The sequence below is a fragment of the Nitrospira tepida genome, from assembly GCF_947241125.1.
GTDB classification, from domain to species: Bacteria; Nitrospirota; Nitrospiria; order Nitrospirales; family Nitrospiraceae; genus Nitrospira_G; species Nitrospira_G tepida.
The window spans coordinates 1,052,324-1,076,844 of sequence record NZ_OX365700.1 but is presented as its reverse complement, the minus strand read 5'-3'; the positions used below and the strand labels follow the sequence as shown (position 1 = coordinate 1,076,844).

The 24,521-nt window shown below is 60.8% G+C and carries 26 protein-coding genes and 1 pseudogene; 3 read left to right on the top strand and 24 right to left on the bottom strand.

Annotated features, from left to right (window positions below; all coding sequences use genetic code 11):
• Positions 1-102 precede the first annotated feature (102 nt).
• The 6 genes and pseudogenes from QWI75_RS05100 to tnpA form a co-directional block, all read right to left on the bottom strand.
• The gene (locus QWI75_RS05100) at positions 103-2,334 is read right to left on the bottom strand and encodes a hypothetical protein (RefSeq protein WP_289267615.1); all 2,232 of its coding nucleotides are present in this window, start codon (positions 2,332-2,334) and stop codon (positions 103-105) included.
• Complete coding sequence (locus QWI75_RS05095) at positions 2,331-3,062, bottom strand: YidC/Oxa1 family membrane protein insertase (protein WP_289267614.1); 732 nt, start codon at positions 3,060-3,062, stop codon at positions 2,331-2,333. The genes QWI75_RS05100 and QWI75_RS05095 overlap by 4 nt, the downstream gene beginning before the upstream one ends.
• A 47-nt stretch (positions 3,063-3,109) precedes the next feature.
• On the bottom strand, positions 3,110-3,931 hold the full coding sequence (locus QWI75_RS05090; RefSeq protein WP_289267613.1) for a methyltransferase: 822 nt from the start codon (positions 3,929-3,931) through the stop codon (positions 3,110-3,112).
• A 70-nt stretch (positions 3,932-4,001) separates the two neighbouring features.
• On the bottom strand, positions 4,002-5,303 hold the full coding sequence (locus QWI75_RS05085; protein WP_289267612.1) for a CDP-glycerol glycerophosphotransferase family protein: 1,302 nt from the start codon (positions 5,301-5,303) through the stop codon (positions 4,002-4,004).
• Between the two features lie 316 nt (positions 5,304-5,619).
• Positions 5,620-5,817 (bottom strand): transposase, encoded by a 198-nt coding sequence (locus QWI75_RS22680; protein WP_370693619.1) that lies wholly within the window; start codon positions 5,815-5,817, stop codon positions 5,620-5,622.
• Positions 5,818-5,834: 17 nt separating this feature from the next.
• Positions 5,835-6,059: pseudogene (gene tnpA, locus QWI75_RS22675) on the bottom strand (IS200/IS605 family transposase); the annotation flags it as partial.
• 76 nt (positions 6,060-6,135) lie between these two features.
• Here tnpA and QWI75_RS05080 point away from each other — a divergent pair.
• Both QWI75_RS05080 and QWI75_RS05075 read left to right on the top strand, forming a co-directional pair.
• Positions 6,136-6,291 (top strand): hypothetical protein, encoded by a 156-nt coding sequence (locus tag QWI75_RS05080; RefSeq protein WP_289267611.1) that lies wholly within the window; start codon positions 6,136-6,138, stop codon positions 6,289-6,291.
• 36 nt (positions 6,292-6,327) lie between these two features.
• Positions 6,328-6,570, top strand: a complete 243-nt coding sequence (locus QWI75_RS05075; RefSeq protein WP_289267610.1) for a DUF4926 domain-containing protein — start codon at positions 6,328-6,330, stop codon at positions 6,568-6,570.
• Between the two features lie 323 nt (positions 6,571-6,893).
• Here the strand turns inward: QWI75_RS05075 and QWI75_RS05070 are convergent, their stop codons facing one another.
• From QWI75_RS05070 to QWI75_RS05020, 12 genes are all read right to left on the bottom strand, one after another.
• Positions 6,894-7,568, bottom strand: coding sequence for a zinc-binding dehydrogenase (locus tag QWI75_RS05070; protein ID WP_289267609.1), 675 nt, complete (start codon positions 7,566-7,568; stop codon positions 6,894-6,896).
• 20 nt (positions 7,569-7,588) lie between these two features.
• Positions 7,589-7,906, bottom strand: a complete 318-nt coding sequence (locus QWI75_RS05065; protein WP_289267608.1) for an alcohol dehydrogenase catalytic domain-containing protein — start codon at positions 7,904-7,906, stop codon at positions 7,589-7,591.
• A gap of 462 nt (positions 7,907-8,368) precedes the next feature.
• Positions 8,369-9,226, bottom strand: a complete 858-nt coding sequence (locus tag QWI75_RS22670; protein ID WP_370693549.1) for an HNH endonuclease — start codon at positions 9,224-9,226, stop codon at positions 8,369-8,371.
• Between the two features lie 598 nt (positions 9,227-9,824).
• On the bottom strand, positions 9,825-10,916 hold the full coding sequence (gene ychF, locus QWI75_RS05060) for a redox-regulated ATPase YchF (RefSeq protein WP_289267607.1): 1,092 nt from the start codon (positions 10,914-10,916) through the stop codon (positions 9,825-9,827).
• A 3-nt stretch (positions 10,917-10,919) separates the two neighbouring features.
• A complete protein-coding gene (gene pth / locus QWI75_RS05055; RefSeq protein ID WP_289267606.1) occupies positions 10,920-11,492 on the bottom strand; it encodes an aminoacyl-tRNA hydrolase in 573 nt (190 codons plus the stop codon).
• A gap of 2 nt (positions 11,493-11,494) precedes the next feature.
• A complete protein-coding gene (locus QWI75_RS05050; protein WP_289267605.1) occupies positions 11,495-12,271 on the bottom strand; it encodes a 50S ribosomal protein L25 in 777 nt (258 codons plus the stop codon).
• A 93-nt stretch (positions 12,272-12,364) separates the two neighbouring features.
• Positions 12,365-13,306 (bottom strand): ribose-phosphate diphosphokinase, encoded by a 942-nt coding sequence (locus tag QWI75_RS05045; protein ID WP_306417603.1) that lies wholly within the window; start codon positions 13,304-13,306, stop codon positions 12,365-12,367.
• 181 nt (positions 13,307-13,487) lie between these two features.
• Positions 13,488-14,474, bottom strand: coding sequence for a 4-(cytidine 5'-diphospho)-2-C-methyl-D-erythritol kinase (gene ispE, locus QWI75_RS05040; protein WP_289267603.1), 987 nt, complete (start codon positions 14,472-14,474; stop codon positions 13,488-13,490).
• Positions 14,449-15,825: a sigma-54-dependent transcriptional regulator gene (locus QWI75_RS05035; RefSeq protein WP_289267602.1), complete on the bottom strand. Its 1,377-nt coding sequence runs from the start codon at positions 15,823-15,825 to the stop codon at positions 14,449-14,451. Before QWI75_RS05035 ends, ispE begins: the two co-directional genes overlap by 26 nt.
• Positions 15,810-17,501 (bottom strand): two-component system sensor histidine kinase NtrB, encoded by a 1,692-nt coding sequence (locus tag QWI75_RS05030; protein WP_289267601.1) that lies wholly within the window; start codon positions 17,499-17,501, stop codon positions 15,810-15,812. The genes QWI75_RS05035 and QWI75_RS05030 overlap by 16 nt, the downstream gene beginning before the upstream one ends.
• Before the next feature lie 41 nt (positions 17,502-17,542).
• Complete coding sequence (locus tag QWI75_RS05025; protein ID WP_289267600.1) at positions 17,543-18,760, bottom strand: type II secretion system F family protein; 1,218 nt, start codon at positions 18,758-18,760, stop codon at positions 17,543-17,545.
• A 204-nt stretch (positions 18,761-18,964) separates the two neighbouring features.
• Positions 18,965-19,501: a CDP-alcohol phosphatidyltransferase family protein gene (locus QWI75_RS05020; protein ID WP_289267599.1), complete on the bottom strand. Its 537-nt coding sequence runs from the start codon at positions 19,499-19,501 to the stop codon at positions 18,965-18,967.
• Between the two features lie 165 nt (positions 19,502-19,666).
• Between QWI75_RS05020 and QWI75_RS05015 the strand changes: the two genes are divergently transcribed.
• Positions 19,667-19,978: a hypothetical protein gene (locus QWI75_RS05015; RefSeq protein ID WP_289267598.1), complete on the top strand. Its 312-nt coding sequence runs from the start codon at positions 19,667-19,669 to the stop codon at positions 19,976-19,978.
• Between the two features lies 1 nt (position 19,979).
• Here QWI75_RS05015 and QWI75_RS05010 read toward each other — a convergent pair whose 3' ends face one another.
• The 6 genes from QWI75_RS05010 to pgeF all read right to left on the bottom strand — a co-directional run bounded on the left by QWI75_RS05010 (position 19,980) and on the right by pgeF (position 24,482).
• Positions 19,980-21,110, bottom strand: a complete 1,131-nt coding sequence (locus QWI75_RS05010; RefSeq protein WP_289267597.1) for a serine hydrolase domain-containing protein — start codon at positions 21,108-21,110, stop codon at positions 19,980-19,982.
• A 137-nt stretch (positions 21,111-21,247) separates the two neighbouring features.
• Complete coding sequence (locus QWI75_RS05005; RefSeq protein ID WP_289267596.1) at positions 21,248-21,763, bottom strand: DivIVA domain-containing protein; 516 nt, start codon at positions 21,761-21,763, stop codon at positions 21,248-21,250.
• Between the two features lie 23 nt (positions 21,764-21,786).
• Positions 21,787-22,083, bottom strand: coding sequence for a YggT family protein (locus QWI75_RS05000; RefSeq protein ID WP_289267595.1), 297 nt, complete (start codon positions 22,081-22,083; stop codon positions 21,787-21,789).
• The gene (gene proC, locus QWI75_RS04995) at positions 22,083-22,901 is read right to left on the bottom strand and encodes a pyrroline-5-carboxylate reductase (RefSeq protein ID WP_289267594.1); all 819 of its coding nucleotides are present in this window, start codon (positions 22,899-22,901) and stop codon (positions 22,083-22,085) included. Before proC ends, QWI75_RS05000 begins: the two co-directional genes overlap by 1 nt.
• Positions 22,898-23,626, bottom strand: a complete 729-nt coding sequence (locus tag QWI75_RS04990) for a YggS family pyridoxal phosphate-dependent enzyme (protein ID WP_289267593.1) — start codon at positions 23,624-23,626, stop codon at positions 22,898-22,900. Before QWI75_RS04990 ends, proC begins: the two co-directional genes overlap by 4 nt.
• Before the next feature lie 67 nt (positions 23,627-23,693).
• Positions 23,694-24,482: a peptidoglycan editing factor PgeF gene (gene pgeF, locus QWI75_RS04985; RefSeq protein WP_289267592.1), complete on the bottom strand. Its 789-nt coding sequence runs from the start codon at positions 24,480-24,482 to the stop codon at positions 23,694-23,696.
• Positions 24,483-24,521: the final 39 nt, after the last annotated feature.

Genomic DNA, 24,521 nt, shown 5'->3' with positions numbered 1-24,521 from the left:
GGCCGTCAGGCCCTGTCACCTGCCGAGGCTCGGGAGGTGATCGAGGCATCGGAAGCGGACTATCCCCGCCGCCGGCCGATACCCGGTCACATGGCCCACTCGCTATTTGATCCTCGTCCAATTCTCCGGAGCAAAGATGCTATCCCGTACTTCAAAAATCGCCTTGATGTCATATTGTTTTTGTTTTCTGATAAACCCCCGGGGCCAACTCGCATAGGTGAAATAGAGCTTCCTCGGTCCCACGCTGTTGGCAATGGGATCGGGGCCTATGTCTCGGCATCCCTGTTCGGCGCCACAGACTATTGCTGGCACGTCGGCATTGGAAAGGAAGGTATCCGCCCGACGGAAATCCCCCTTCGCGTCAAAATCCTTCACGAGCAGGAGAGGCTGCACATGGCCGGGCACGTAGGCAAAGAATCCATCCAATTGCGGGAACACTTTCTCAAACCCAGGCGCAAACATGGGATTATCGATATGCCACCCGTGGTCGGACACCACCACAATCTTGGTCACGTCGTATATGCCGACTTCTCTCATCCAGGTTAAGAGCGCACCCACCGCTTTCAGAGCGCAGACCGATTCGGTGAGCATGGTGGCCGTTTCCGGCCTCAATTTACACTCGTGATTCAAGGCGTTCGGCCCATGAGGCAGATTCAACTGAATAAACTTAAAGGTTTTCGATGTGCTGTCGGCATGGCTCTCGCGGGCGAGCATGCGCAGAAAGCCCCAGCCCTCCATCACCTTGGTCGTATTCAAGATCGCACTCTTTTGTGCCAACGCATTGGCGCCAAGATAGTTCTCATTGTCGTAGATCCGGGATTTCAGAATAAACGGAGAAGCCTTGAGCAGGCTCACCATCGCGAGAAGAATCGGCACATGGGAGTCTCCTTGCAACAGAGGGGCCTCCGGCTCTTCCTTATCGCGGTAATAAACCCCGTAAGGCAGAGTCGAATCAATGCAATGGATCCGCTTGTCCGCTCCCTCACACTTATAAAAAGCCGGATTCACATAGGTGACCTGATAGCCCTTGGGGGCAAACGCGTCGACGTAGACGCCGTACGCCTCATTGATCGCGCTTCCCACGGTCTCATAATTCCGACTGTTTATTTCCTGGGCGCTATACTTCGGCCCTCCAGCCAAGACCGCGATCCCGGTCATGGTCTCAAAACCCGCTGACAACGTATTGGGATACCATGTGAATCCCTGAAACTCCCTCAATACATCCGGCACTTCGGCCATGATGGTCTTCAGCAGTCCGCCCGGAAATCCGTCGAGCATGAGAATTAAGACATTTCGCTCACGTGAAAACCCGATGATATCGGCGTGATCGGCGGGGAAGGCTTTGGCCGCGGCGGCGTTGTTCTCCGCGCCGTGCATATCCACCGCAGTGACTGCCAGGGAAGTCGCCAGCATCGCGCCGACCACATACGTCACTTCCTGTCGATATCGTATCGTCGCGTAGCTGGCCGCGCCAAACAGCACGAGCAAAGCGGCTATCTCGGCGACGATTTCATAGCTTGCCAGCACCAATCCTTCGGGGATATGCAGAATGAAATGGGTCATGAGTCCGGCACGCTTCAGCCCTATCGACGAGTAGACCATCACACTGACCGCTGAAAAGACGGACAACAGCGTCAGCCCGTTTCTCGCCGGCTTGTCCAGGAGCAGGTACAGAGCTGTGAGCGCGAGGAAGGCGGCCCCAAACAAGGCGAGCAAGGTACCGGCGACCTTGTAGACGCCGCCGACGAAATCCTCGTTTGACGACACGTAGAGACCTATCGGGTTGGCAATAAACACGACAAAGGCGCTCAGCGACGTACTGATGAGGTACAGCCAATGGCTTTCCGGCATGTTTCTCACGGCCGGCATGGCGCCACATAGCGGGGAAGCGAACAGCAAGAACGGGAGCAGCAGGAAAATGCCCCCGAGCGTCTTCGCCGGGTGCAAATTCGGATAGGCGTGGGAAAGCCACGCGCCATCAACAAGGACAATGGCTGCAAACGACAGCCAGACCAATGCCACGTTGAATGGTTGTCGCAAATCTCGCTTCGGCGCAGGACGGGTGTTCAGCGAGAATGCCAAGCAGAGATAGGCAAGAAGGACGATACTCGCGCCGATGCCCAGGATGATGGCCGGCCGGGTTCCATCATCGGACGCGAACCAGCCTGACAGCATGCCCGCATGAAGAGCGACGATAACAAGAAAGAGCACGAGGCTGTGCCCCAATGGGAGGTCAAGAAAGTGGATCCCCTTTCGACCGTGGTCGTCTGCTATTCGTCCGAGGCCGGATTGGCTCGTACTGTCGAGTTGATCCGTTCCGCCAACCTGGTTCACAACGAAGCCTGCTTGTGCTGAGGATAGCTTCCGTGATGGTGGGATAATCGGATCTGCTGGCGGGCGATCCTTTGTTGCGCGCGGCTGAGCCACGCAATACGGAGGAGAGAGAACAAACTATTGAACGTCCAATAGAGGAGAAGGCCGGCGGGGGAGCCATACAACAACACGAGAAACAGCACGGCGAGCAGCACGGGCTGGATCTGATCGGCTCGACTGAGGCTCTTCGTGTACACGAAAGCGGCAGCCAGGTTCAGCGCGGTCATGATGAACGGAAGCACATTCTCGCCCCAGAGCAGACCATCCGGTTTGCCGAGGTTGTCGAAGGCCAGGAAAGAGGCGCCATTCAATGGTTGATAGTGTGAAAGCAGTTGATACGCGGCGATCCAAAAGGGCAGTTGCAGGAACAGCCCGACGCTGCTTCGCATCGCATACATCGGGTGATAGCCCACCTGCCGGTACAGCGTCTGAACCATCGCGTGCCGCTCGGCCCCCGAAAAGGCCTCCCGAAACTCCCTCAGCTTGGGCTTGAGAAACTTCTGGACCTGGCGTTCGGCTTCCTGCCAACGTTCAGCCAGATGGAACAAGGGAAGCAGGCTTGCGTTGATGAGCAGACTGAGCAGAAAGATCGAAAGGCCGTAGCTGCCGGTCGCCGCATAGCTCGACGACAGGATCATGTGCATCACGGCTTCGATCGGGAGGATGAAAATCTGATACAGAATGTCCATGCCGCTACTGAATCGCTTCGGGCAAGAGAGCGCCCGCCATGCTGCGCCTAGCCTTTTGCCTTTGTCAACGACAGCATCGTCCAAAGCCCGTCGTTGGCCACGCCGCCCTTTTGGAGTTTGTACAGCCAGCGTCCCATCAGCGATGGTTCGTGGTCGAGACAGATGGAGGATTCAATGCCGTGGGCGAGCAAGGCGGCGGATGCCAGGTCGAACTGAGGCGCGGCCGCCGCCAGACAGTCGAGGAAGGAGTCAAACGCCGCGAGCGGAGTCCGCAGCCAGATCACGAGCTGCCCGCCCGGCTTCAGCACGCGGCCGGAATCGGCCAAGATCTTCATGTAGAGATTCGCCGGTCTCATAATCCCCGACTCAAACGTGTCGCTGGCAATCTGACGGTCCTCTTGAACGACCATCCATGGAGGCAGGACGAGCACGAGATCGTAACTCGTATCCGGCACCTTGGCCAACACATCCTGCACCTGCCATTCATCGCATTTCCGATACAACGGATGCCGTTGAATGCCGTCGATATGGGAATTGATGTCGGTAAAGAGGACCTTCTTGGCCTTCCTGGTAATGGCGCACAGACCGATCACGCCGCTGCCGCAGCCGAGATCAACGACGCTCTTGCCGGCCACGTCGATCGTTTCGGACAGCACCAGGTCCACGAGCTTATGCCCGACGATGCTCCCGATCGGATTGAAGACATGCTCATTGACCGTAAACGCGAACTGTTTCTTGCCTCGCCACAACAGGTCGAGCACGACCGTCTTGGAACTCATCACCTTATGTTTCTGGACGTAGTCCGACAGCACAGGCGCATGATCTTGATTTCTGCTGATCATTGAGACCGGCGGCTTGGACCAGGCCATGACTGAGTCCTCTTCCATGCTGAGGGGCCGACCACATCGAGAAGCGGATCATGCCCCGATGACGATCAGACTAGGCGACCGCTCGACTTCTGAAGTCGCTTCGAATACGCAGCAATTCGTTGACCGCGTCTTTGGCCGCGGAGCCGAAGTTGACCACCGACTCCTCGCGCAGGCGACGAATGGCCGGGCCTCGTTCCTTGTTCCCTACCTCCTGTTCGATGAGCGCCGGCAATCGCTGTACGTCGTCCGCGTCGATCCGCACCCCGACCCGATCGAGCACCGTCAGTTCCCAGGAGTCCCAGGGGAAATCGGAGGCCTCCTGCCCGACCTTGTTCACCTCGTACTTCAGCGTGATCACCGGTTTTTCGAACAGGAAGGCGAAATCGAACACGATTCCGGAGAGATCCGAGATCAGCACGTCGGCGGCGGCCATGGACTGGGTAGGGTCGGGATCGTCATCCCAGAGCAGGTTGGGACGATTCCTCACTTCCTCCCGGATGCTGTCGAGCAGGTCTTTTTCAGAAAGAAAGGTTTGTGGGTGAGGCCGCAGAATAATGGTCCATTGTTTGTCCAGGAGAGGCGCAAGGACCCGCGTTCCCAACCTTTTCAGGAGCCCGTTCTGCCCCCACGTCGGCGCCACGAGCACGGTGGTCCGGGTTTCGCTCCGTGGGACCGGGTCGAGCTCCCGCAACTGTCGTTGCATGTCGTCATAATAGAGACAGCCGACTTTACGGAGATCCTTCCGCGGGGTCCCTCGCAATTCTTCCAGTTTCCTGAGCGACCGGATCTGATGCTCTCCGCTCACGAACACCGAGTCGAAGTAGTCGAACGAATATTGTTTGTAGGTGCCGACATCGGTGGGCGCATGAATGAGATATACATAGTGCTTCACGCCCTTGGACCGCTTGATCTGCAAGACGTCGAGGCCCGGGGTGGTCATGGCGCAGACAGCGGCTTCCAGCATCGCCAGGTGTGCGTAGGCCTTGGTGCCGGCGCCGATATATTTGGCATGAACCAGTTCCGACGAGTACAAGAGTCCCGGATCTTGTTCATCGGAAGTCAAATACAAGCAGGATTCATTTCGCCCGACAAGTTCGTCGATGAGCGGGCGGAACGTGTTCCAGTACTGTCGCCCTTCCGAGTAGAACACGAGCCCCTGCCCGGCGGTCGCCTCTTGAACCGGCTTGCCGACCTTGTGAAAGAAACCTCGCAGGCCCTTGTAATACAGACCCTTCAAGAAAAACAGCAGGCTCGACAACAAGCCCACCAATCCCGCCACCAGCATGCTGCCGGATCCGGGATCCAGATAGGCCAGGACCGGAGTTGAAAGCACCGTGAGCAGAAACAGACCGGCCAGCATGATGACTCGCATGGACCAGCTCCTTGCGCTGTTATGAAGATGAACGGGATCAACGGCGTCCGGGAATCTGTAAGGAACCTGAATGAGTTTGTCAATCGCCCCTACGCGGGGGGAAGCCCTGAACAATTGGAGTATTTACCCCGTTGCGGGCCGCATGAGGTGCCTGCGCTGATCGAATTGAACCGCTTTTTTAGTCAACCGAGGAGTCTGAGAATTGCTGCGGATAGCGGGGTTTTCAGAAAAACCTCGGGCGGTCGAACCGGAGCACTTGATTAAGGAAAGCCGAGGCTTCCCAAGTAAAGAACCCCGCCCTTCCGGGCGGGGCTTTTCAGAAGAGGTCCAATTGCTCAACGCGGTGTCGTTTCGCCTCATGAAACCGAATGTACTTCTTGATCACCTCCGCCGTCACCTTATCCCCCACCGTCCGGACGAAATAGCCATCTTCCCAAAACTCCCCCCCCCACAGCTGCTTGCGCGCCTCAGGATATTCCCCCCGAATCTCCTTCGCACTGACCGCCTTGAACAGCCCTCCACTTTCCCAATCGAGTACCTCGGAGGGAAACTCAGAAACAGATGCACATGATCTTTGTCTACCTCGTCTACCTCCAATTCCTCAATCTCAAAACCATGATGCGCAGCGATCTCCTGAAACAAGTCTTTCACCCGTTGCCGAATCGCCCCCTGCAGGACCCACTTGCGATACTTCGGTGCCCATACCAGATGGTATCGGGTATCATACACACAGTGGCTGGCTCGCTTGACCGCCATGCCCTCCTGTAGCGAATCGGTGCTGCCTCCGGCAGCACGCATTTTTCATCCCCGCCCTACCGGGCGGGGCACTCAAATGCGATTTTTCGTAGACCAGCGCCTCGTTTACCACAACATTGGGCATCTGCACTCCGAAGACAGCCGGGCGGTGGCGCAAGCCTGGCAACAATTGGCGGCCAGCATCGTGACCGAACTACGCGAGAAGGATGAAGAACGGTTTCACCATGGATGACGTGATTTTCCTTTGGCCCCTGGGGCAAGATTTCCAATGAAGTTTGAGCCTTACACTGACGTGGCGCTGACGTGCGATTTGCCGAAGCATCGGCTCAAACGCGGCGATATCGTCAAACTGGTGGACCGTCACATTGCCGCGGATGGAACAGAAAGCTATTCTATCGAAGTCTTCAATGCTGTGGGCGACACCATCGCCGTCACCATCGTTCCAGCCTCCGCCCTCGAAGCCCTCCGCGAAGACGAAGTGTTCTGCGCCAGACCATTGAATCTGGCGTAATCTCCTTGCCTGCTCGCCGCCGCCTAGCGGCTGAAAAGATTCCCGGTTTCTTCTCTCCTATTCGAGCAACAGATGATAGGGATCGTTCATCAGACAATACCATGACAGAGCGAACCAATCCGTGTGATCGTGTGGCTCGGAATCGTCTCCCACGCCCCGCGATCTTGGTCGTCTCGCACGATGCGTTGTCGGACATTGCCTCAACTCGTGACAGGAGAGTGGCGCCGTGGATCTCGAGGCAGAGCGGACGGGCTATGGGGCAGGAATCTCGCCGGGCTAGTGTTTGATTGCAAGACCCGGCCCATAATCCGGAATCGCGATTGTTATGCCGCTCCGGATCTGGGCGACGACCCGTTGCGCACGAGCACGATCTTGCCTGTTATGCCTCCTATCCCGAGCAACTCGTGGGCCTGTCTCGCTTCGGCAAGAGGAAGTCGCTGCGCGATGAGCGGCTTGATCTTTCGCTGTTGAAGGAGATCGAACAGGGCGATCAAATCCTGTCGAAACAATGCCGGTCTGAGCCGTTTGAGCCACTGAATGCTGTAAGGCACCACCCGTTTCCGGCCCGGGAGAAGCCAGCCGCCCGCAATGTACAGCCCGAAGATGGCGATTGCACGAAATCGATGACGATGCCCGGAACGCCCTGAAGCCAAGCGGCCCCCACATAGCGAACCGGTCAGACCATAGGCCACGACCCTCCCGCCAGGGCGGAGAGCCTTGCGGGAACGCCAGATATGGGTGCCACCGATGCTATCAAAGACAACGTCCACGCCCTCGCTCGTGAGACGGTGAATTTCTTTCACGAAGTCGAGATGCTGGTAGTCAATCGGGATACCCCCGAGGTCGGAAACGACCGACCCTCCTTGCAATGAACAGGTCCCATATAGCTCCAGCCCGGCGAGGCGCCCAAGCTGCAAGAGTGCCGAGCCAACCCCGCCTGCCGCACCGTGAATCAACACGCGCTGGCCCGCTCTGACGCGAGCGGAACGATGTAGCATCTGGTAAGCCGTGACATAGTTCAATACGAGGCTGACAGCCTCGGCGGGTCCAACCCGGATGGTACTGGAACCAGTTCATGTAGCGGCAGGCAGACGAACTCCGCATACGCGCCGGTGATCGGCAGCGCGGCAACGATCTGGCCTGGTTCGATTCCAAAAACACCTCGGCCGAGCCGATCCACCACGCCGATCAGATCCCATCCTGGCGTGAAGGGCAGAGGAGGCGTCTCGGGGTGAACGCCCTCGCGCATCATGAGGTCGGGCAGGCAGACCCCCGCAGCCAGCACTCTCACCCGCACTTCCCCGTCCTTCGGCTCGGGACACTCTTCTTCAACCACCCGAAGTGCATCCGGCCCGCCGTAATGAGTGACGATGATGCGCGTATGTTTCAGGACCTATCCCTCGCTAGCCGGACGCTCGACGTTGGGCGGGGTAACGCGCCGGATCAATTGCCGGGCCGGCTGCAAAGACTTCAACCCACGCAAAGGCGGAACGCCGGTCCGGTCAATTACATCCGTTGTTCGGCCTTGAGAATTTACGATGTCCCCTTTTCTGGCCCCGCAGATCATGAGGATGATCGCCCGAGCCGCCGACAGCGCACCGCGCCCCCAGGTTGAGCTGGTCAGGCTGCCGATACCCCGGCGCGTGTACACGAACAGGCAGCTCACTTACGCGGCGGAATCCATTTTCGGCCTTCAACAGTGTACCGTTGGTCAGTAAGTCAATACTCATGCCTGACCCTGAATCCGGATGTGTGCTCACTGTGAAGTGTTCCGCCGCATCGCGTGGTTAGGTAGCGATCACCGCGACTGCTGCCTCTTGATAAGAGACTTGATTGGACGGCATGCGCCACCGCGGTGAATCATTACGTGGCAGTTCGCACAGACTATGGCTAGATCGCTTAGGGACCATCGAGATCCAGCTGATGCGGAAGCTGCAAGTGGTACCGTATGGTGAACGATGGCAAATCTGTGCCCGATCTCACCATAGGTCCGGAAGAAATCAAATCCGCAACCCGGAACTTGGCACTTGAGGCGCCCCTTCCCTTCGCGGAGTCCTTGCCGAATCTTAGCAGCTCGAAGTTTGGCTTCGCGGACGCGATGGAGGATAAAGAGGTGTCGTTGCCGTCCCTCGAACGCTATAAGCTCTGGATCAGAATCTATGGACTCCCTTCGGGAAGGGCGTTGAGGCCACCGCAGGGAGCGATAAATGGCCAAGAGTCCGGGATGCGTGCGCCCGGTGCTGAGCAACCGGCGAGCCCACCGACGCACACCTTGTCCGGAGGGCCAATTGGGAATCGTAGGGCGCTTGTTTACAGGGATGAGCCTCGCGAATCTTGTACGAACAGTTGTCCAGGGACTGGTTTCGGTTACTACAGCCTGCTTGTAGAGTCCGACCACTTTGTACGTATCACTCCCGTCATGGCGTGCCACGTACACGATGTCAGCCTGTCGCTCATGAAGTTCGCCGCTCCCAGCGGTGCAGTAATAATAGCCATCGTTGTGACGGACGAAGGCCTGGGCCTCTGAGTTGTCCTCTGGATGGTTTTTGAGATATGCGTGGTTTCCGGTTATTACTTCGGTTCCGTCGTATCGACGCGCCCATCCAACAAGAACGAATACTACTGGTCGAGGTGAGGAACTGGCGCTGGATTTCATAATGCGTCTCCGAACGGTGGTAGAAATCTACGGGCGGGTGCTCTCTCTGCCCAACTCTCTAGTGACCGGCTCGATCTCATACGATAAACGCGGATCTACTTCGGTCTGGATTATCTGCATCCCCGCTGGAAACGGCCACAATATCTGTCCCTTAATCGCTTTTGTCAAGATGCCACTTGTCGGGATAGATGGCGAAGCCGGGCGGTGTATCCAGAAATCGGCCCGCGGCCTATCCGGCCATGAACTCGCTACATACGGGGCCGGTTGGAAGTGGTTAGCGGGAAAGCGCCCGAAGGATCGAGGACCTGTGAAGATGCGGCGCGTAGGGTTGGTGAGAATTCCTGCGAGCAGGCTGCTGAAAATCCTTTCGAAAGCCGGAACAGCGAGCGCTCACGAACGATGCCAGAACTGCAGGCAGGATGTTCAAAAAGGCCGGTCTTCTCACCCGCCCAACCCCGGCGCGCCGAGACGCGCCCGTCCACGGGGCGGCCGCAGCAAGCGAAGGGCCGAGGCGCACTCTTTGCCGTACGTTCAGGTTCGGAGCGATGCGATCACCCGCCAGGCGGGTACCCGGCTGGCGGACTTTTTCAACATCCTGCTACACGTTGAAACGGAAGAAGACGATGTCGCCTTCCTTCATCACGTAGTCTTTCCCCTCCAGCCGGAAGAGGCCCTTCTCCTTGACCTTGGCCTCCGACCCGCAGGCGAGCAGATCATCGTAGTGGTAGACCTCGGCGCGGATGAAGCCTCGCTCCATGTCGGAGTGGATCTTACCCGCGGCCTGAGGAGCTTTGGTGCCTCGGAGAATCGGCCAGGCCCTGGATTCCTGTTCGCCGGCCGTGAAGAACGTGATCAGGTGCAGGAGGGTATAGGCTTCGCGCGTCAGGCGCACGAGGCCTGATTCCGCCAAGCCCATTTCTTTGAGGAAGTCGGCCCGCTCGCTTTCCGGCAGGGACGCCAGCTCCGCTTCCAGTTGGCCGCAGATCGTGACGACTCGCGCCCCCCGTTGGTCCGCGAACTCTCTCACCTTGGCGACCAACGCCTCGTCTGACCCAGTCCCTTCGGTCACGTTCGCGACGAACAGCACCGGCTTGGCCGCCAGCAGTTGGCACTCGGTCAGGATCGCCCGCTCATCCGCCGTGTAGGAGAGATTACCGAGCCACTCGCCCTTGGCCAGACGCTCCATCAACCGTCCCAGAAACTCCAGCTCCATGGCGGCCTTCTTGTCCCCGGACCGGACCTTCTTTTCAACCCGTTGTTTGCGCCGATCGAGCGTCTCCAGATCGGCCAGCATCAGTTCCGTTTCGATCGTCGCAATATCCCGCAACGGATCGACCTTGCCGCTGACGTGCACCACGTCCGTGCCTTGAAAGCAGCGGACGACATGGAGGAGCGCATCGACTTCGCGAATGTGTCCCAAAAATTGGTTGCCCAGGCCCTCCCCCTTGCTCGCCCCTTCGACCAGACCGGCGATGTCGCGGACCTCGAGGGTGCTGGGCGTAGTCTTTTTGGATTTGAAGATCTCGGTCAGCTTCACCAGGCGAGGATCGGGCACCGGCGCGATTCCGATATTCGGATCGACCGTGGCGAAGGGATAGTTGGCCGCCAGGGCCCCGCCTCCGACCAGCGCGTTGAAGACCGTGGTCTTGCCCACGTTCGGGAGTCCGATCATGCCGCAGCACAGTCCCATTGTTCAGGCCTCCGACGCTAACGGGTTGAACCGGTTCATGGCCGCCTCGATCCCTTCCGCCACCACACATTCCACCGCACGGATCGCGCGATCCAGGATGTCGGGCAACCGTTCGGTTTCTTCATCCGAAAACGGCTCCAGCACGTAGTCGGCCGAGTCCTGGCCCGGCGCCGGACGGCCGATGCCGATCTTGAGGCGGCAAAACTCCGGAGTGCCGAGCGATTGGAGAATCGACTTGAGTCCATTATGGCCTCCCGACCCGCCGGCGCGGCGGAGACGCAGCCGCCCGAACTCCATATCGAGGTCGTCATGGATCACAATCAGCCTGTCCGGAGAGATCTGGTAGTCGTTCAGCAAGGCACGGAGGGGCGGGCCGGACTCATTCATCCATCCCAGCGGACCGGCCAGCAGCACGCGGTTTGACCCGATCGACCCTTCGCCGACCATTCGGGCTCCCGCCTGCCGGAGCGGGATGCTCCAGGAAGCCGCGGCCCGCTTGAGGGCGAGCGCACCGACATTGTGCCGGGTCGTGGCATACCGGGTACCGGGGTTGCCAAGACCGACGACAATCCACAAGGCTATTTCTTGGCTTCTTTCTTTTCAGCCTTCGAGGCTTCCTTCTTCTCGGCCCCGGCTGCCGGAGCCGCGGCGGCGCCGGCCTTTTCACCGGCCGCCGGGGCGGCCCCTTCCTTTGCCGCCGCCGCTTCCTTGCCCTTGGCGATCACTTCCGGTTCCTTGCCTGGCTCTGCAGGCGGTCCGGTGGTGAGCAAGGCTTCGAGCTTGGCCTCGGAGATGGGCACCGCGACACTGACCACCATCTGATCCGGGTCATCCAAGAACCGCACGCCCTCGATTGCCTGCAGTTCCTTGACATGAATGCCTTGTCCGATATTCAACCCGGACGCATCGACCTGAATGGCATCCGGGATCTGCGAAGGCAAACATTCCACGTGGAGTTCGCGCAGATTATGGTGCAGCACGCCGCCTTCCTTCAATCCGGCCGGGGTCCCTCCGATGAGGCTCACCGGCACCTTGATCCGAATGGCCTTGTCCATGGACACCTCAAACAGGTCGGCGTGCAGGACTTCGCCGCTCACCGGATCGACCTGGAAATCGCGCAGCAGGGCCGTGCGCGTCTTGGCCCCGGAGACGCCCCCGTCGAGAGTCACGGAAATCAAGGCCGTGGTGGCTGCATGGGATTTCACGATCTTGACCAGCGAATCGGGCGACATGGTCAGCAGGAGACACTCGCCCTGCCCATAGAGGACGGCGGGGATCTTGCCGTTGCGCCGCAACTGTCTCGCCACCCCTTTTCCGCCCCGATCCCTGATACCTGCCGTCACCTCGAACTTCATGACCGTTCTCCTTTGCAACTTTTCGTACGATAATCCGTCGGTTTCTATGAGAACCGCCGCTCTCTGCGCGGCGCGCCCGTCGTTCTGCGGATGCTAGGCAAACAACGAACTGACCGACTCTTCCGAATGGATCCGCGCGATCGCTTCCCCAAGCAGGGGCGCAACCGACAATACGTGCAGCTTCGGGCAGGTCAGTTCCTTGCCCTTGAGCGGAATGGTGTTGGTCACCACCACCTCCGAGAGACAGGACTGTTGCAGCCGGTCGAGGGCCGGGCCGGACAGGACGGCGTGCGTACAGGCCGTCCACACCTGGCGCGCGCCCTTCTCCGCGCAGGCCTGCGCGCCCTGGACGATGGTGCCGGCGGTGTCGATCATGTCGTCGAGCAACAGCGCGCTGCGCCCTTCGACATCGCCGATGATGTTCATGATCTGGGCCTGGTTGGGCCCTTCCCGCCGCTTATCGATGATCGCCAAACTCGCCTGCATCCGCTTCGCGATGGCCCGGGCCCGCTCCACGCCGCCCGCGTCGGGCGACACGACCACAAGGTCCGCAATCTGTTTCTTCGTGATGTAATCCAGGAGGACCGGCGCCGCATACAAGTGATCCACGGGAATGTTGAAGAACCCTTGGATCTGTCCGGCATGCAGATCCATCGTCAGGACGCGATCGGTCCCGGCGGTCGTGATCAGATCGGCCACAAGCTTGGCGGAGATCGGAACGCGCGGCTGGTCCTTTCGATCCTGCCGGGCGTAGCCGAAATAGGGAATCACCGCGGTAATGCGCGAGGCCGAGGACCGCTTCAAGGCGTCGATCATGATCAACAGCTCCATGATGGAGTCGTTGACCGGCTGGCAGCAGGACTGGACGACAAACACGTCGGCGCCCCGTACGTTCTCCTCGATCTTGACCCGGATCTCCCCATCGCTGAACGAGGAGACGGTCGCCTCCCCCACAGGAATGCCCAAATATTGGCCCATCTCTTGGGCCAGTGCAGGGTTCGCCGTTCCGGAAAACAGTTTCAATTCACGGTGCATGGTGCCCTGGTAGCTCCTGGCCATGGCCCTGTCCTCCGTCAGTTCCGAATCAGTCCGGCGTTATCGTTGATCCGTAATCGTCAGAACCCGTCGGGTGGGACGCCTGGAAAACAGGCCACTCTAGCGAAGAGAAGGGAGGGCTGTCAATCTCCACGACCCGATCAAAATCACGGCCATGCTGTCAAGAAGGCCCGCGCGAAGGGGAGCCGACGGATACGGCCAGCGGCGTGGTTTCCGTCTCGGCCGCTACGGTCCGCCATCCCGGCTTCCCGGCAAACAGATTCCCGGCCCGAGTTGCCTCGGAGAAGGACTCAAAGATCCCGAAAACCGTTGCGCCGGTCCCGGACAGGAACGCCGATTCGGCTCCGTGGGAAAGCAACGTCTCTTTGATCTCTCGCAAAACCGGATGGTGAGGGAAGACCACGTCTTCAAAATCATTCCCCATCAGCGGTCGCAACGCATCCCAGGAGATCGACTGTCGCCGGTCCAACTCTGCCAAGTCCTTTCCCAGCGCCGGGGCCGACGCGCGGGCTGCGGCTAAGGTCTGATAGGCCCACTTGGTCTCGACGCCGAACCCGGGATTCACCAAGAGCACCGCCCGCCGGCCAGTCAGGTCCAGCGGACTGACCAGGTCACCCCGTCCGCCGACCTTGGCGCAGGGGGCGAAGAAAAAGAACGGGATGTCGCTGCCCAACGATGCGCCGACCTCGGCCATTTGCTGCGCGGACCATCCGAGATCAAGGAGGCGGTTCAGGCCCAAAATGGTCGCGGCCGCATCGCTACTCCCGCCGCCGAGCCCGGCTCCCATGGGTATTCGTTTGCGCAGATCGATGGTGAGACCGTGGTCAAGACGCGCGCGCTCCAGCACCAGCGCGGCCGCCCGGCAAACAAGATTGTCGGATCCCAAGGGCATGTCGGGCTGATCACAGGTCAACTCGATACGGCCAGGCTGCAATCCGACTCGCAGGACGACCTCGTCCTTCAGATCCACCGTCTGCATGACGGACCAGAGGTTGTGGTATCCGTCGGGGCGCCGGTCGAGGATTCTCAGGACCAGGTTGACCTTGGCCGGCGCCGCGACCGACACCTGGCGCGAGGAAGGTGGGAAGGTTTCCGAGGCTCCTGCGGAGATCGGCCCGAAGTCAGTCGCGCCCCCCTTTAATGGCATATTTCTCGAGCCGATACCGGAATGAGCGCGTGTTGAGCTGCAACAGGCGGGCGGCCTTTTTCTTGACCCAGCCCGATCGTTCCAGGGCCTTCATCAGCAAATCTTTTTCTATTTTACAGATGAGGCCTTCCAAATCCAACCCTTCGGGCGGAAGATCCGTGGGATAGGCCTGGGCCGCGGCCGGCTTGTGCAACCATGCCCGCACGTCGTCGGCCGTGATCGCCCCGCCGGTGGAGAAGGCCACGGCCCGTTCGATGAGATTCTCCAACTCCCGCACGTTGCCCCTGAATTCGTGCGAAACCAGCGCCTGCACGGCCTCAGGGGTGATCGCCGGACTCGGCTTGCCCGACTCCTTGGAGAACCTCTCCAGAAAATGCTGCACGAGCAGCGGAATGTCGCCGGTGCGCAGCCGCAAGGGCGGCAGGCGGATCGGAATCACGTCGAGCCGGTAATAGAGATCCTCGCGGAAACCTCCTTCGGCCACCGCCCGCTCCAGGTCGCGGTTGGTCGCCGCCACGATGCGCACGTCCACCTTGACATCCTGGGTTCCGCCGACCCGGCGGAACTCCCGTTCCTGGATCACGCGCAGGAGCTTGACCTGGGTCGCCATGGTCATGTCGCCGATCTCGTCCAGGAAGATCGTGCCTCCGTTGGCGATTTCGAAGAGGCCGGCCTTGTTCGCCATGGCGCCGGTGAACGACCCCTTCATGTGGCCGAACAACTCGCTTTCCAGCAGGGTTTCGGGCATGGCGCTGCAGTTCACGGCCACGAACGGCATCTGGCTTCTGGCGCTGTTGTAGTGGATCGCCCGGGCCACCAGTTCCTTCCCGGTCCCGCTCTCCCCGCAGATCAACACATTGCTCCGCGTGTCCGCCACCTTGCGGATGACATCGAACACCTGTTGCATCGCCTCGCTTTGTCCGATGATGCTGGAGAGCGAGGAATGGCTCGCCATTTCCCGTTTGAGCAACATGTTCTCGGCCGAGAGCCGCCGCTTTTCGAGCGCGTTCCGGATGATGAGTTGGACTTCATCGACCTGAAAGGGCTTCGTCAGATAGTCATAGGCGCCGAGTTTCATCGCCTCGACGGCCGTGTCGGGAGAGCCGAACGCGGTGACGACCAACACCACCGTGTCCGGAGAGGCGGACTTCACGGCCTTAAGGACTTCCATCCCGCCGACTCCGGGCATCTTGAGATCCGTAATGACCAGATCATAGATCTCCTTGTTGACCTGCGAGACGGCCTCTTCTCCGTCGGCCGCCAACGTGGTCGTATAGCCCGCCTTTTTCAGCATGATCCCCAACACGTCCCGCAAACTCGGCTCATCATCGACGACTAGGATTTTTTCCACGGTTCCCGTCCTTCGTGCCACAATCGCGGTCCGGCTCCCGCCGTCCGCGGTAAACAGACGACAAACTGCGAGCCTTGGCCCGCCTGACTTTCCACCCGGATCCACCCGCCGTGCTGGTCGACGATGCGATGCACCGCCGCCAGCCCCAACCCCGACCCGTGGCGCTTGGTCGTGAAGAACGGCAGAAAGATCTTGTCCAAATGCTCTTTCGCGATGCCGGCCCCCGTGTCCCGAAACGCGATCTCGACGACTTCTCCGCGTCGTTCTCCCGCGTCGATCCGCCGCCGTTCCGTCGTGATCCGCAAACGGCCCCCGCCCGGCATGGCGTCGAACGCGTTGACGGCCAGGTTCCAAAACACCTGCTTCATCTGATTGTGATCGACCTGCGCCATCGCCGGCCCCGACAGCAACCGCGTCTCGATGGACAGGTTGGGGCGCTTGTTGGCCTCGTGGCGGATCAGCTCCAGCGTATCCGTCAGGATCGCGTTGATGTCCTGCTCGGCCAGGTTCAGCGCGGGCGGCTTGGCATATTGCAGGAAGGCCGTGATGATGTCGTCCAACCGCCGCGCCTCGCGCACCGCGATGTCCATCAAATGCCGGTTGGCCTCATCGTGCGACTGCTCCCGGCTGAGCATTTGCATCGCGCCCGCCAGCGCGCCGAGCGGGTTCCGGATTTCATGGGCCATGCCGGCGGACATCTCTCCAAGCTTGGCGAGCCATTCCTTGCGCCGCATCTCTTCTTCAAGATCGCGGATCTCCGTCAGGTCTTTGAAGACGCCGACGAGACCCGTTTGCACTCCCCGTTCATGCAGCGGCGACACCGTCATGCCGAGCACCAGCCGGGCGCCGTTCGATCGCTTGCATTCCACCTCGAAACGCATCGGCTCCGCAAAGACGACCCCGTCGGCCTCATGATCCCCCGGCCGCCAGTTGAACACCTCCCGCCAGGATCGATGATGGATATCCGCCCACTCATAGCCGGTGATCTCGCGGGCCGCGCGATTGAAGGCTGTCAGACGGCCCTGCCCGTCCGTCGTGAACACCCCGCTGCTGATGCTCTGCACCACGCTTTCGTGGAACACCTGCAACCGGGCGAAGCCCTGCTCTTTCTCGTGCAGGGTTTCGTCGGCCCGGCGAAGCTGTTCCGCCAGCGCTCCGCTGAGCAGCCCGACGAGGAGCACGGCCAGGCCGTTGACGCCGAAGGTCCAAAGCGCTTCGTGCGCCGCCATCTTGGTGGGCCCCGTCCAATCCGATACCCTCCCGACCTCGCCCAACTGGCTGAACACCAAGACGGCGAAGAGCAGGACGGCGCTCGTCCCGGTGACTTGCGCCACCCGCTGGCCGGGTACGAGACTGGCCAAGCTGACGGTGATGACGTACAGGACCACGAACGGGCTCTCCACCCCGCCGGTTTTTGCGATCAACACCGTTTCAAGCAACAGATCGACGGCGATCTGGCTGTAGGACAGGCCGGCGATCCATCGCTCGCTCCGCAACCGGGGCAGGATCCAGAGATAGGGCACGGTGATCAGGTAGGAACAGCCGATGAGTCCGTAAGACATCCGGACGGGCTGCCCGCCGGACGTCTGCAGGCCAAGCGAAAACCCCAGGAGCAGCGTCACCACGATGACGCGAATTCCCATCAGCCACTGGAGTCGTGCGCGAAGGCTGTCCATGCACGGTGTCGGGACCGGTGCGCGAAGGCTCGGTCGGCCACCTATCCGATGGCCGACGCCATCTGGAAGATCGGCAAATACATGGCGATCACGATGAACCCGATGATGGTGCCGAGAAAGACCATCATGATGGGCTCCAGCAGCGAGGTGAGGGCCGCAACCGCCTGGTCCACTTCATCCTCGTAGAAATCGGCGATCTTGCCGAGCATGTTGTCGAGGGCGCCGGTGGATTCGCCGACCGCGATCATGTGCGTGACCATTTTCGGAAAGACATTGCTCTTGGACAGCGGCTCGGCGATGGTTTTCCCGCCGCTGATGCTGATCCGCGCGTCCATGATGGCGATTTCGATGATCTTGTTCCCGGCGGTCTTCGCGCAAATGGAGAGACCTTCCAACAGCGGCACCCCGCTCGTGATGAGGGTGCCCAGCGTCCGCGTGAACTTGGCGACGGCCGCCTTGCGAATCAGGTCGCCGAAAATCGGCGTCTTGAGCAACAGGCGGTCGATGGTCAACTTGCCGTTCGGCGTTTTGTAATAGCGTTTGAGCGCCACGATCGCCGCAATGGCTCCCGCGATCATGAAGAGAATGTAGCTTTTCATGAAGTTGCTGAGATCGATCACGATCTGGGTGGGCGCCGGCAGGCCCATCTTGCCGCCGGACATTTCCGCGAACATCTTGGCGAAGATCGGAATCACCCAGATCATCAGGATCGTGATGACGATGACCGCCACGCCGATGATGGCCGAAGGGTAGACCATGGCCGATTTGATCTGCCCCTTCAGCTTCATGGCCTTTTCGATGTGTTTGGCCAGACGGCCGAGGATCGTGTCGAGCAACCCGCCGACCTCTCCCGCATGGATCATGTTGACGTAGAGTTCGTCGAAGACTTTGGGATGCTTGCGGAGGGCGTCCGCCAACGTGCTGCCGCTTTCGACCGAGGTTTTCACCTCCGTCACGGCCTTGCCCAGCACCTTGTTTTCCGACTGCGTGCCGAGAATATCCAGGCATTGCACGAGGGGAAGGCCCGCGTTGATCATCGTGCCGAACTGCCGGGTGAACACGACGATGTCTTTGTCCTTGATGCCCGATCCGAAAGACAGCTTGCCGAGGCCTTCGCCGCCCTGCTTTTCTTCCAGACTGGTGACGATGACGTTCTGCTTGCGCAACTGGTCCACCGCCTCATCGCGGGTCTTTGCGGTGAGTTCCCCCTTTTTGACCGCTCCTTGCCGCGTCTTCCCGACATAGGCGAATGTAGCCATGGACGTCCTCGGGTGGGTGAACTGAACGATTCCGTCCTGCTCGCACAAGCGAGACGGACTCAGTAAAAACCTGGGTTGAGGTTCCTTCAGGCAGTCTAGTGGCGGGGCGAAACCCTGTCAAAGAAAACGCGTTTTTCGCCGCGTCGGAGGCGCGCGCCAACGGTCCGGCTCGGACCGGACGTCGCAGCTCCGCGCAGCGCCGCTTCAGATGTCTCGCGTGCTGACCCGCAGGAACCCGCGGTACAGGTAGTGGAGCCCGGACGCCAGCGTCACGGCGGCGGTCGCATAGAGCAGGGGGTCGAGCTGCGCCACGTCGCGGCTCGTGGCGCGAAACAGCAGGATCAGCACGAGGTAGGACAATTGAAACACCGTCGTGGCCTTGCCCAGCACGGTCGGCGTGATGTCGAGCGGCGACTCGGTCAACCGGGCGACCAAGGTTCCCACGATCAGAATAAAGTCGCGGCTGACCACCAGAATCACCACCCAGGATGGAATCAAGTGCAACGCCGACAGGGCGACAAAGCCGGACACCATGAGCAGCTTGTCCGCCAGCGGATCCAGAATCGCCCCGAGGCGAGTCCGTTGGTTGATGATCCGCGCCACCGTTCCATCCAACGCGTCCGTCAAGCCCGCTATTACCAGGACGAGCAGAGCCCGATCGACCTGTTCATAGACGAGAAAGCCGACAAAAACCGGAATGAGCAGGATTCGCAGCGTGGTCAGACTGTTGGGGATATTCATCCGCTTTCTACAAACCGGCGGGATGTGGCGCCTGCCGGTGTCCGCCGAAAACGCGGCATGATAGGAACGGCCTTCCGACCTTGTCAACCGCGGTTGCACGCCTCCCCACGCCCTCTTATAATGCACCGCGTTACAGAAGACCGCTGTGTCACACCGGAGGAGCACATGAGCACGCTTCCGCTCTCGTTGAAGAAGGAAGGCCTGGTCGAACGCCATCAGCTCGAAGGGACCGATCCGAGCGACCGCTACTTCAATCGTTCGATCGCCGTCAATCGGACCGGAGCCGGATACAAGGCCCAGGTCATGTATGAAGCGCTCGTCGTGGAGGGGCAAACCCACCGAACCGTGGCCGATGCCGTCAAGGACGTGGTTGACCGCTTGCGGAACCTGGGCTTTCGCCGGATGCGGACCCGCTTGAATTTCAGAGGCAAACGCTACCTGGCTGAAAAAGAAACCTGGATCGACTACGCAGACTGACTCACCAACCCGCGACGCACTCGTCCCAGATCACATCGTGAATCTTCGGCCGGAAGGTCTTGATGGCGTCGTTGTGTCTGGTCGGATGCACGCGATTCGACAACAGCACGACAACCAACTGCTCCACCGGATCGACCCAGATCGACGTTCCCGTGAAGCCCAAATGACCGAACGCCGCCTTCGAGAAATGACTGCCGGCGGACGACGCGCAGCCCGATGGCGTATCCCACCCCAGCGCCCAGGTTGAGGACGGGATCACCGTCTGCCGCGTGACGAAACGACGCACAAGCTCAGACGACCATCGGCTCGGCCGCCCGCTCCAGGCCTCCAACCAGGCCTGGGCCACGCAGGCCACAGCCTGGGCGGTGCCGAACAGCCCGGCGTGCCCTGCCACTCCGCCCAGCGCCGCCGCGTTCTCATCGTGCACCTCACCTTCGAGCAGCCGTCCTCGCCAGGGGTCTTCTTCGGTCGGCGCCGCCACGGACTCCGGTCCGAAGATCGTCGCGACGGTCTGCCCGCTTGGCACAAATGCGAGGGGCCAGGCTCCGATCGGACCATGCAACCGGTCTCGACACAATTCCGCCAGCGATTGTTGAGCGAGCCGTTCGACGATCCAGCCCAACAGCATGAACCCCAGGTCGCTGTAGAGGCTCCGCTCACCGGGAATACATTCCAACCGTTCGGATCGGATGAAACCCAAGACGCGTTCCTGCTTCGTGCGATCCCCGGCCACGGGTTCCAATGCCGCCGCGCCTTGACCCAACCATTGATAAAACGGCCGCCAGCCCGGCAGGCCGGAACTGTGCGTCAGCAAATGCCAGACCCTGGCCTCTCCGATCGCCGCACCGTGGAGTTCGGGAAGGTGCCGCGCGACCGGATCCTCCAGTTGCAGCATTTTGTCCTGAACCAGTTGCAGGATCGCGCTGGTCGTCGCGAGCGGTTTGGTGAGTGAGGCCAGGTCATACAGAGTGTGAGGAGTAACCGGCTTGCCGATTACAGAGGAGGCCGTGCGCCCGACCGCCGCTTCGCGCCAGACCTGCCCCCGGCGCCGCACATGGAGCACCGCGCCGGGAAACACTCCGACATCGATCGCGGCTAGCAGGGTCGCCCTGACCCGATCGAGAGATTCCATTTATCGTGACGGCCGATCGAACGTCATCACAGGGCAGGAAGCCGAGCAGTACCGCCCCAACCGGCCCCCCTACGGAATCGCCCCTTGAATGGATTGGGACGGTGCGGAAGGCTGGAAAACAGCCTGCACATCTTTACTTATTGGTGATACCGGGGGGACTCGCCGGTGAGCTTGTTGCTCGGCGCGGCCGGTTCGGAAGAATCCTCGTCTTCGTCTTCGATTTCCAGCATCCGCTCGAACGTGCGGATCGTCGCGCGCAACCGCTCGATCATCAGCAGTCGCTGCTTGCGGAGTTCCGAGATATCCCGCTGGGTTTCGGCGAGCTCGACCCGCGCTTCCCTCAGCAACTCGGAGGCTTTCAGTTCCGCCTCCTTCATGGCCAGTTCGGCGTCGCGCTGGGCCGCCCGCTTCACGTCATCCGCCAGCGATTGGGCGGAGAGCAGGGTGTTGGACAGGGTGGCCTCGTTCCGCTTCATATCGGCCAGTTGCTGCTCCATATAGGAGACCCGCTCCCGCAGCGTGGCATTTTCGCGATTGGCGGATTCGAGGGTTTGCGCCACCTCCTCCAGGAAGCGGTTGACCTCCTCCCTGTCGTATCCCCGCAGGCGCACCTGAAAGACCATCTGCTGAATTTCGAGCGGTGTCAGTTTCATGGATCTACCTCATACGCCGGTGATCAACGAAGTCGGACGGCCACATCATGCAGCGTGGCGACGAGTGCGTATTGTAGGAAGATAATCACGAAGATCGCAACCAGCGGAGAAATATCGATCCCCATGCGCCAGCCCAACAGGCGGCGAATGGGCGCCAGGACCGGCTCGGTGGCCCGTTCGAGAAACTGCACGATCGGATTCCAGGGATCGGGATTCACCCATGAGATCAAGGCGCGCGCGATGATGATCCACTGATACATCGTCAACACCCAGCTCAGAATCGTCGCGAGCCCCTGCAAGACGTTGCCGAGGACAAACATCAGGCCCCCAATTCCCGCGAACGGCGGGTCGCCGCCGAGACCGCATTGATCAACGCCGATCCGGCCTGCGCCCTGAGCAACGCATCGATCCCTCGCGCCGCAGGAGGGCAATCGGCGAGGACGGTTTCCTGCCAACGGGAAGGCGACGAACCGGACGCGAGCAGCAAAGAAGCTGCCCCAACGGCCGTCTGTGCGGCCAACCGCTGCGCCGACGCTCTCGGCAGCCCCATCTTGACCCCTCCGTCGGACAGCGCTTCCAGCGCCACACACACGTAGGCAGGCCCGCTGCCGCTCAATCCCGTCACCGCATCCAAGAGTTCTTCTTCAAGAACCACGGCGCGGCCCACCGATTCGAACAAACCGAGGGCCAGCCGTTCGTCATCCACCGTGGCGCTCTCGTGCGAGGCCAGTACGGACATGCCGGCTCCGACCAGGGCCGGCGCATTGGGCATCACGCGGATGAGCCGAACATCAGCCGGCACCCGTTCCCTGAGCCATGCGAGCCGGATGCCGGCCGCAATGGAGATCACCAAGTGGTGGTTCCAACAAGATCGAAGCTCCTCCAGCACGTCTGCCACAACTTGAGGCTTGACCGCCAGGATCACCGTTTCTGTGCCTGCGACCGCCTCCCGGTTGTCCGCCCCCACTCCCACGCCGAACCGGTCGTGGAGCACATCCCGGCGGCCTTGGCTGAGATCGGTCGCCGTGATCTGCTCCGGCGTCCACCTCCCGGCCGCCAGCAGCCCACCGATCAAGGCCTCGGCCATTTGGCCGCCGCCGATCACCGACAGGCGTCCGCTTCGGTTCGTGTTGCTCATGGGTGCTCCGATCTCGTCCCGAACAGGGCCGTGCCGATCCGCACAATCGTCGCCCCTTCTTCAATTGCCACGGCATAGTCATGGGACATGCCCATGGAAAGCTCCGCCATGCTCAGCCCGGGCAAGTCACGACGAGCCAGCGATTGAGCCAGTTCACGCAACCGTCGAAAATGAGGCCGGGCGCGTTCCGGATCATCCTCGGGCGGGGGAATCGTCATGAGTCCTTGAATACGCAGCCGCCGCATCGCCAGCAGCTCCGGCATGGCCCGCTCAAGCGCATGGGGCTCAAAACCTCCCTTGCTGGCTTCGCTCCCGATATTGACTTCGAGCAACACCGGCTGATCGATCCCGGCCTCCTCGCTCCGCCGCTGGATTTCTTCGGCCAGCTCCAAGTCTTCAACCGACTGGATCATCCTGAAGCGACCGACGACGGCCTTGACCTTTCGCCTTTGGAGCCGCCCGATGAAATGCCATTCAACAGGCAGGCCCTTGAGCGATTCGATTTTCGGCAGGGCCTCCTGGAGCCGATTTTCGCCGCAGAGGGCCAAGCCAGCCTGGATCGCCGTCCGGATTCTGGCTATGTCCACCGATTTCGTGGCGCCGAGCAGGCGGATCGTCGCAGGGGCTCGTCCGACCCGCAACGCCGCGGCTTCCATCGTCCGTCTGATCTGATGGAGATTGTCGGCGATGGATCGAGCACCAGATCCGGACTCAGCGGTGACCACGGCCTCTCTCTGGCGACTCCATCGGCCGGCTCTCGACCGCGGGACGCGCCCCTTTTCCGTCCCCCTCTTACCGTGCTGTGAGGGCGATTCCGCTGATCATCGTACCCCGGACGCTCCCTTCCCGTCGATACGAATAGAAGAGGTCCGGCTCGCAGATCGTGCAGTGGTCTGCGGCGGAAATCGATTCCACCCGCACGCCGGCCCCTTCGGCCTGGCGCCGGATCACCTGCCGCAAATCGAGTTTGGCTCGGTTGTCGCCGACCTCGCGCAGGACCAAGGACCAAGCGGGAAAAACCTCGCGAAGCCGGCTCAAGACCGGCTCATCGACTTCGTAGCAGCAGGAGGCGGCGGACGGTCCGATCGCTACCCTTATAACGTCAACTCGGCTTCCGTACTGCTCGCGCATGGCGCCGATCGTCTTGGGAACAATCTGCGCGAGGGTTCCGCGCCAGCCTGCATGGATGGCGGCGATGACGCGCCGGACCGGGTCGAACAGCAGCACCGGTACACAATCGGCCGTCTTGATCGTGAGACAGAGCCCCGGTTCGTCGGTGATCAGGGCATCCCACCCCTGCTCCAGCAGCTCGCGGCTCGGAACCAGTTCTCCGACCACCAGCACATCCGTCCCGTGAACCTGCCTGGCGGCCACGAACCGGCACTCGCCGGCGAGATCGGCCACAACACCGTCCGGCCTCGATTGAGCCTCCTGCGCCAAATACTGGCCCGTGCGCTCCACATCACGATTGCCGTGCTCTCCCGGAGGAAGCTGCGCGGCATGGCGCGTGCCGAAGAAATGATGCAGGCCGTCCCCGTTCGAGGCGAAGGAGGACAGGGTAATGATCGACGTGCGGTTCACCGCCTCATTGTGCCATGCCAGAGAACGCCCGCCAACCCA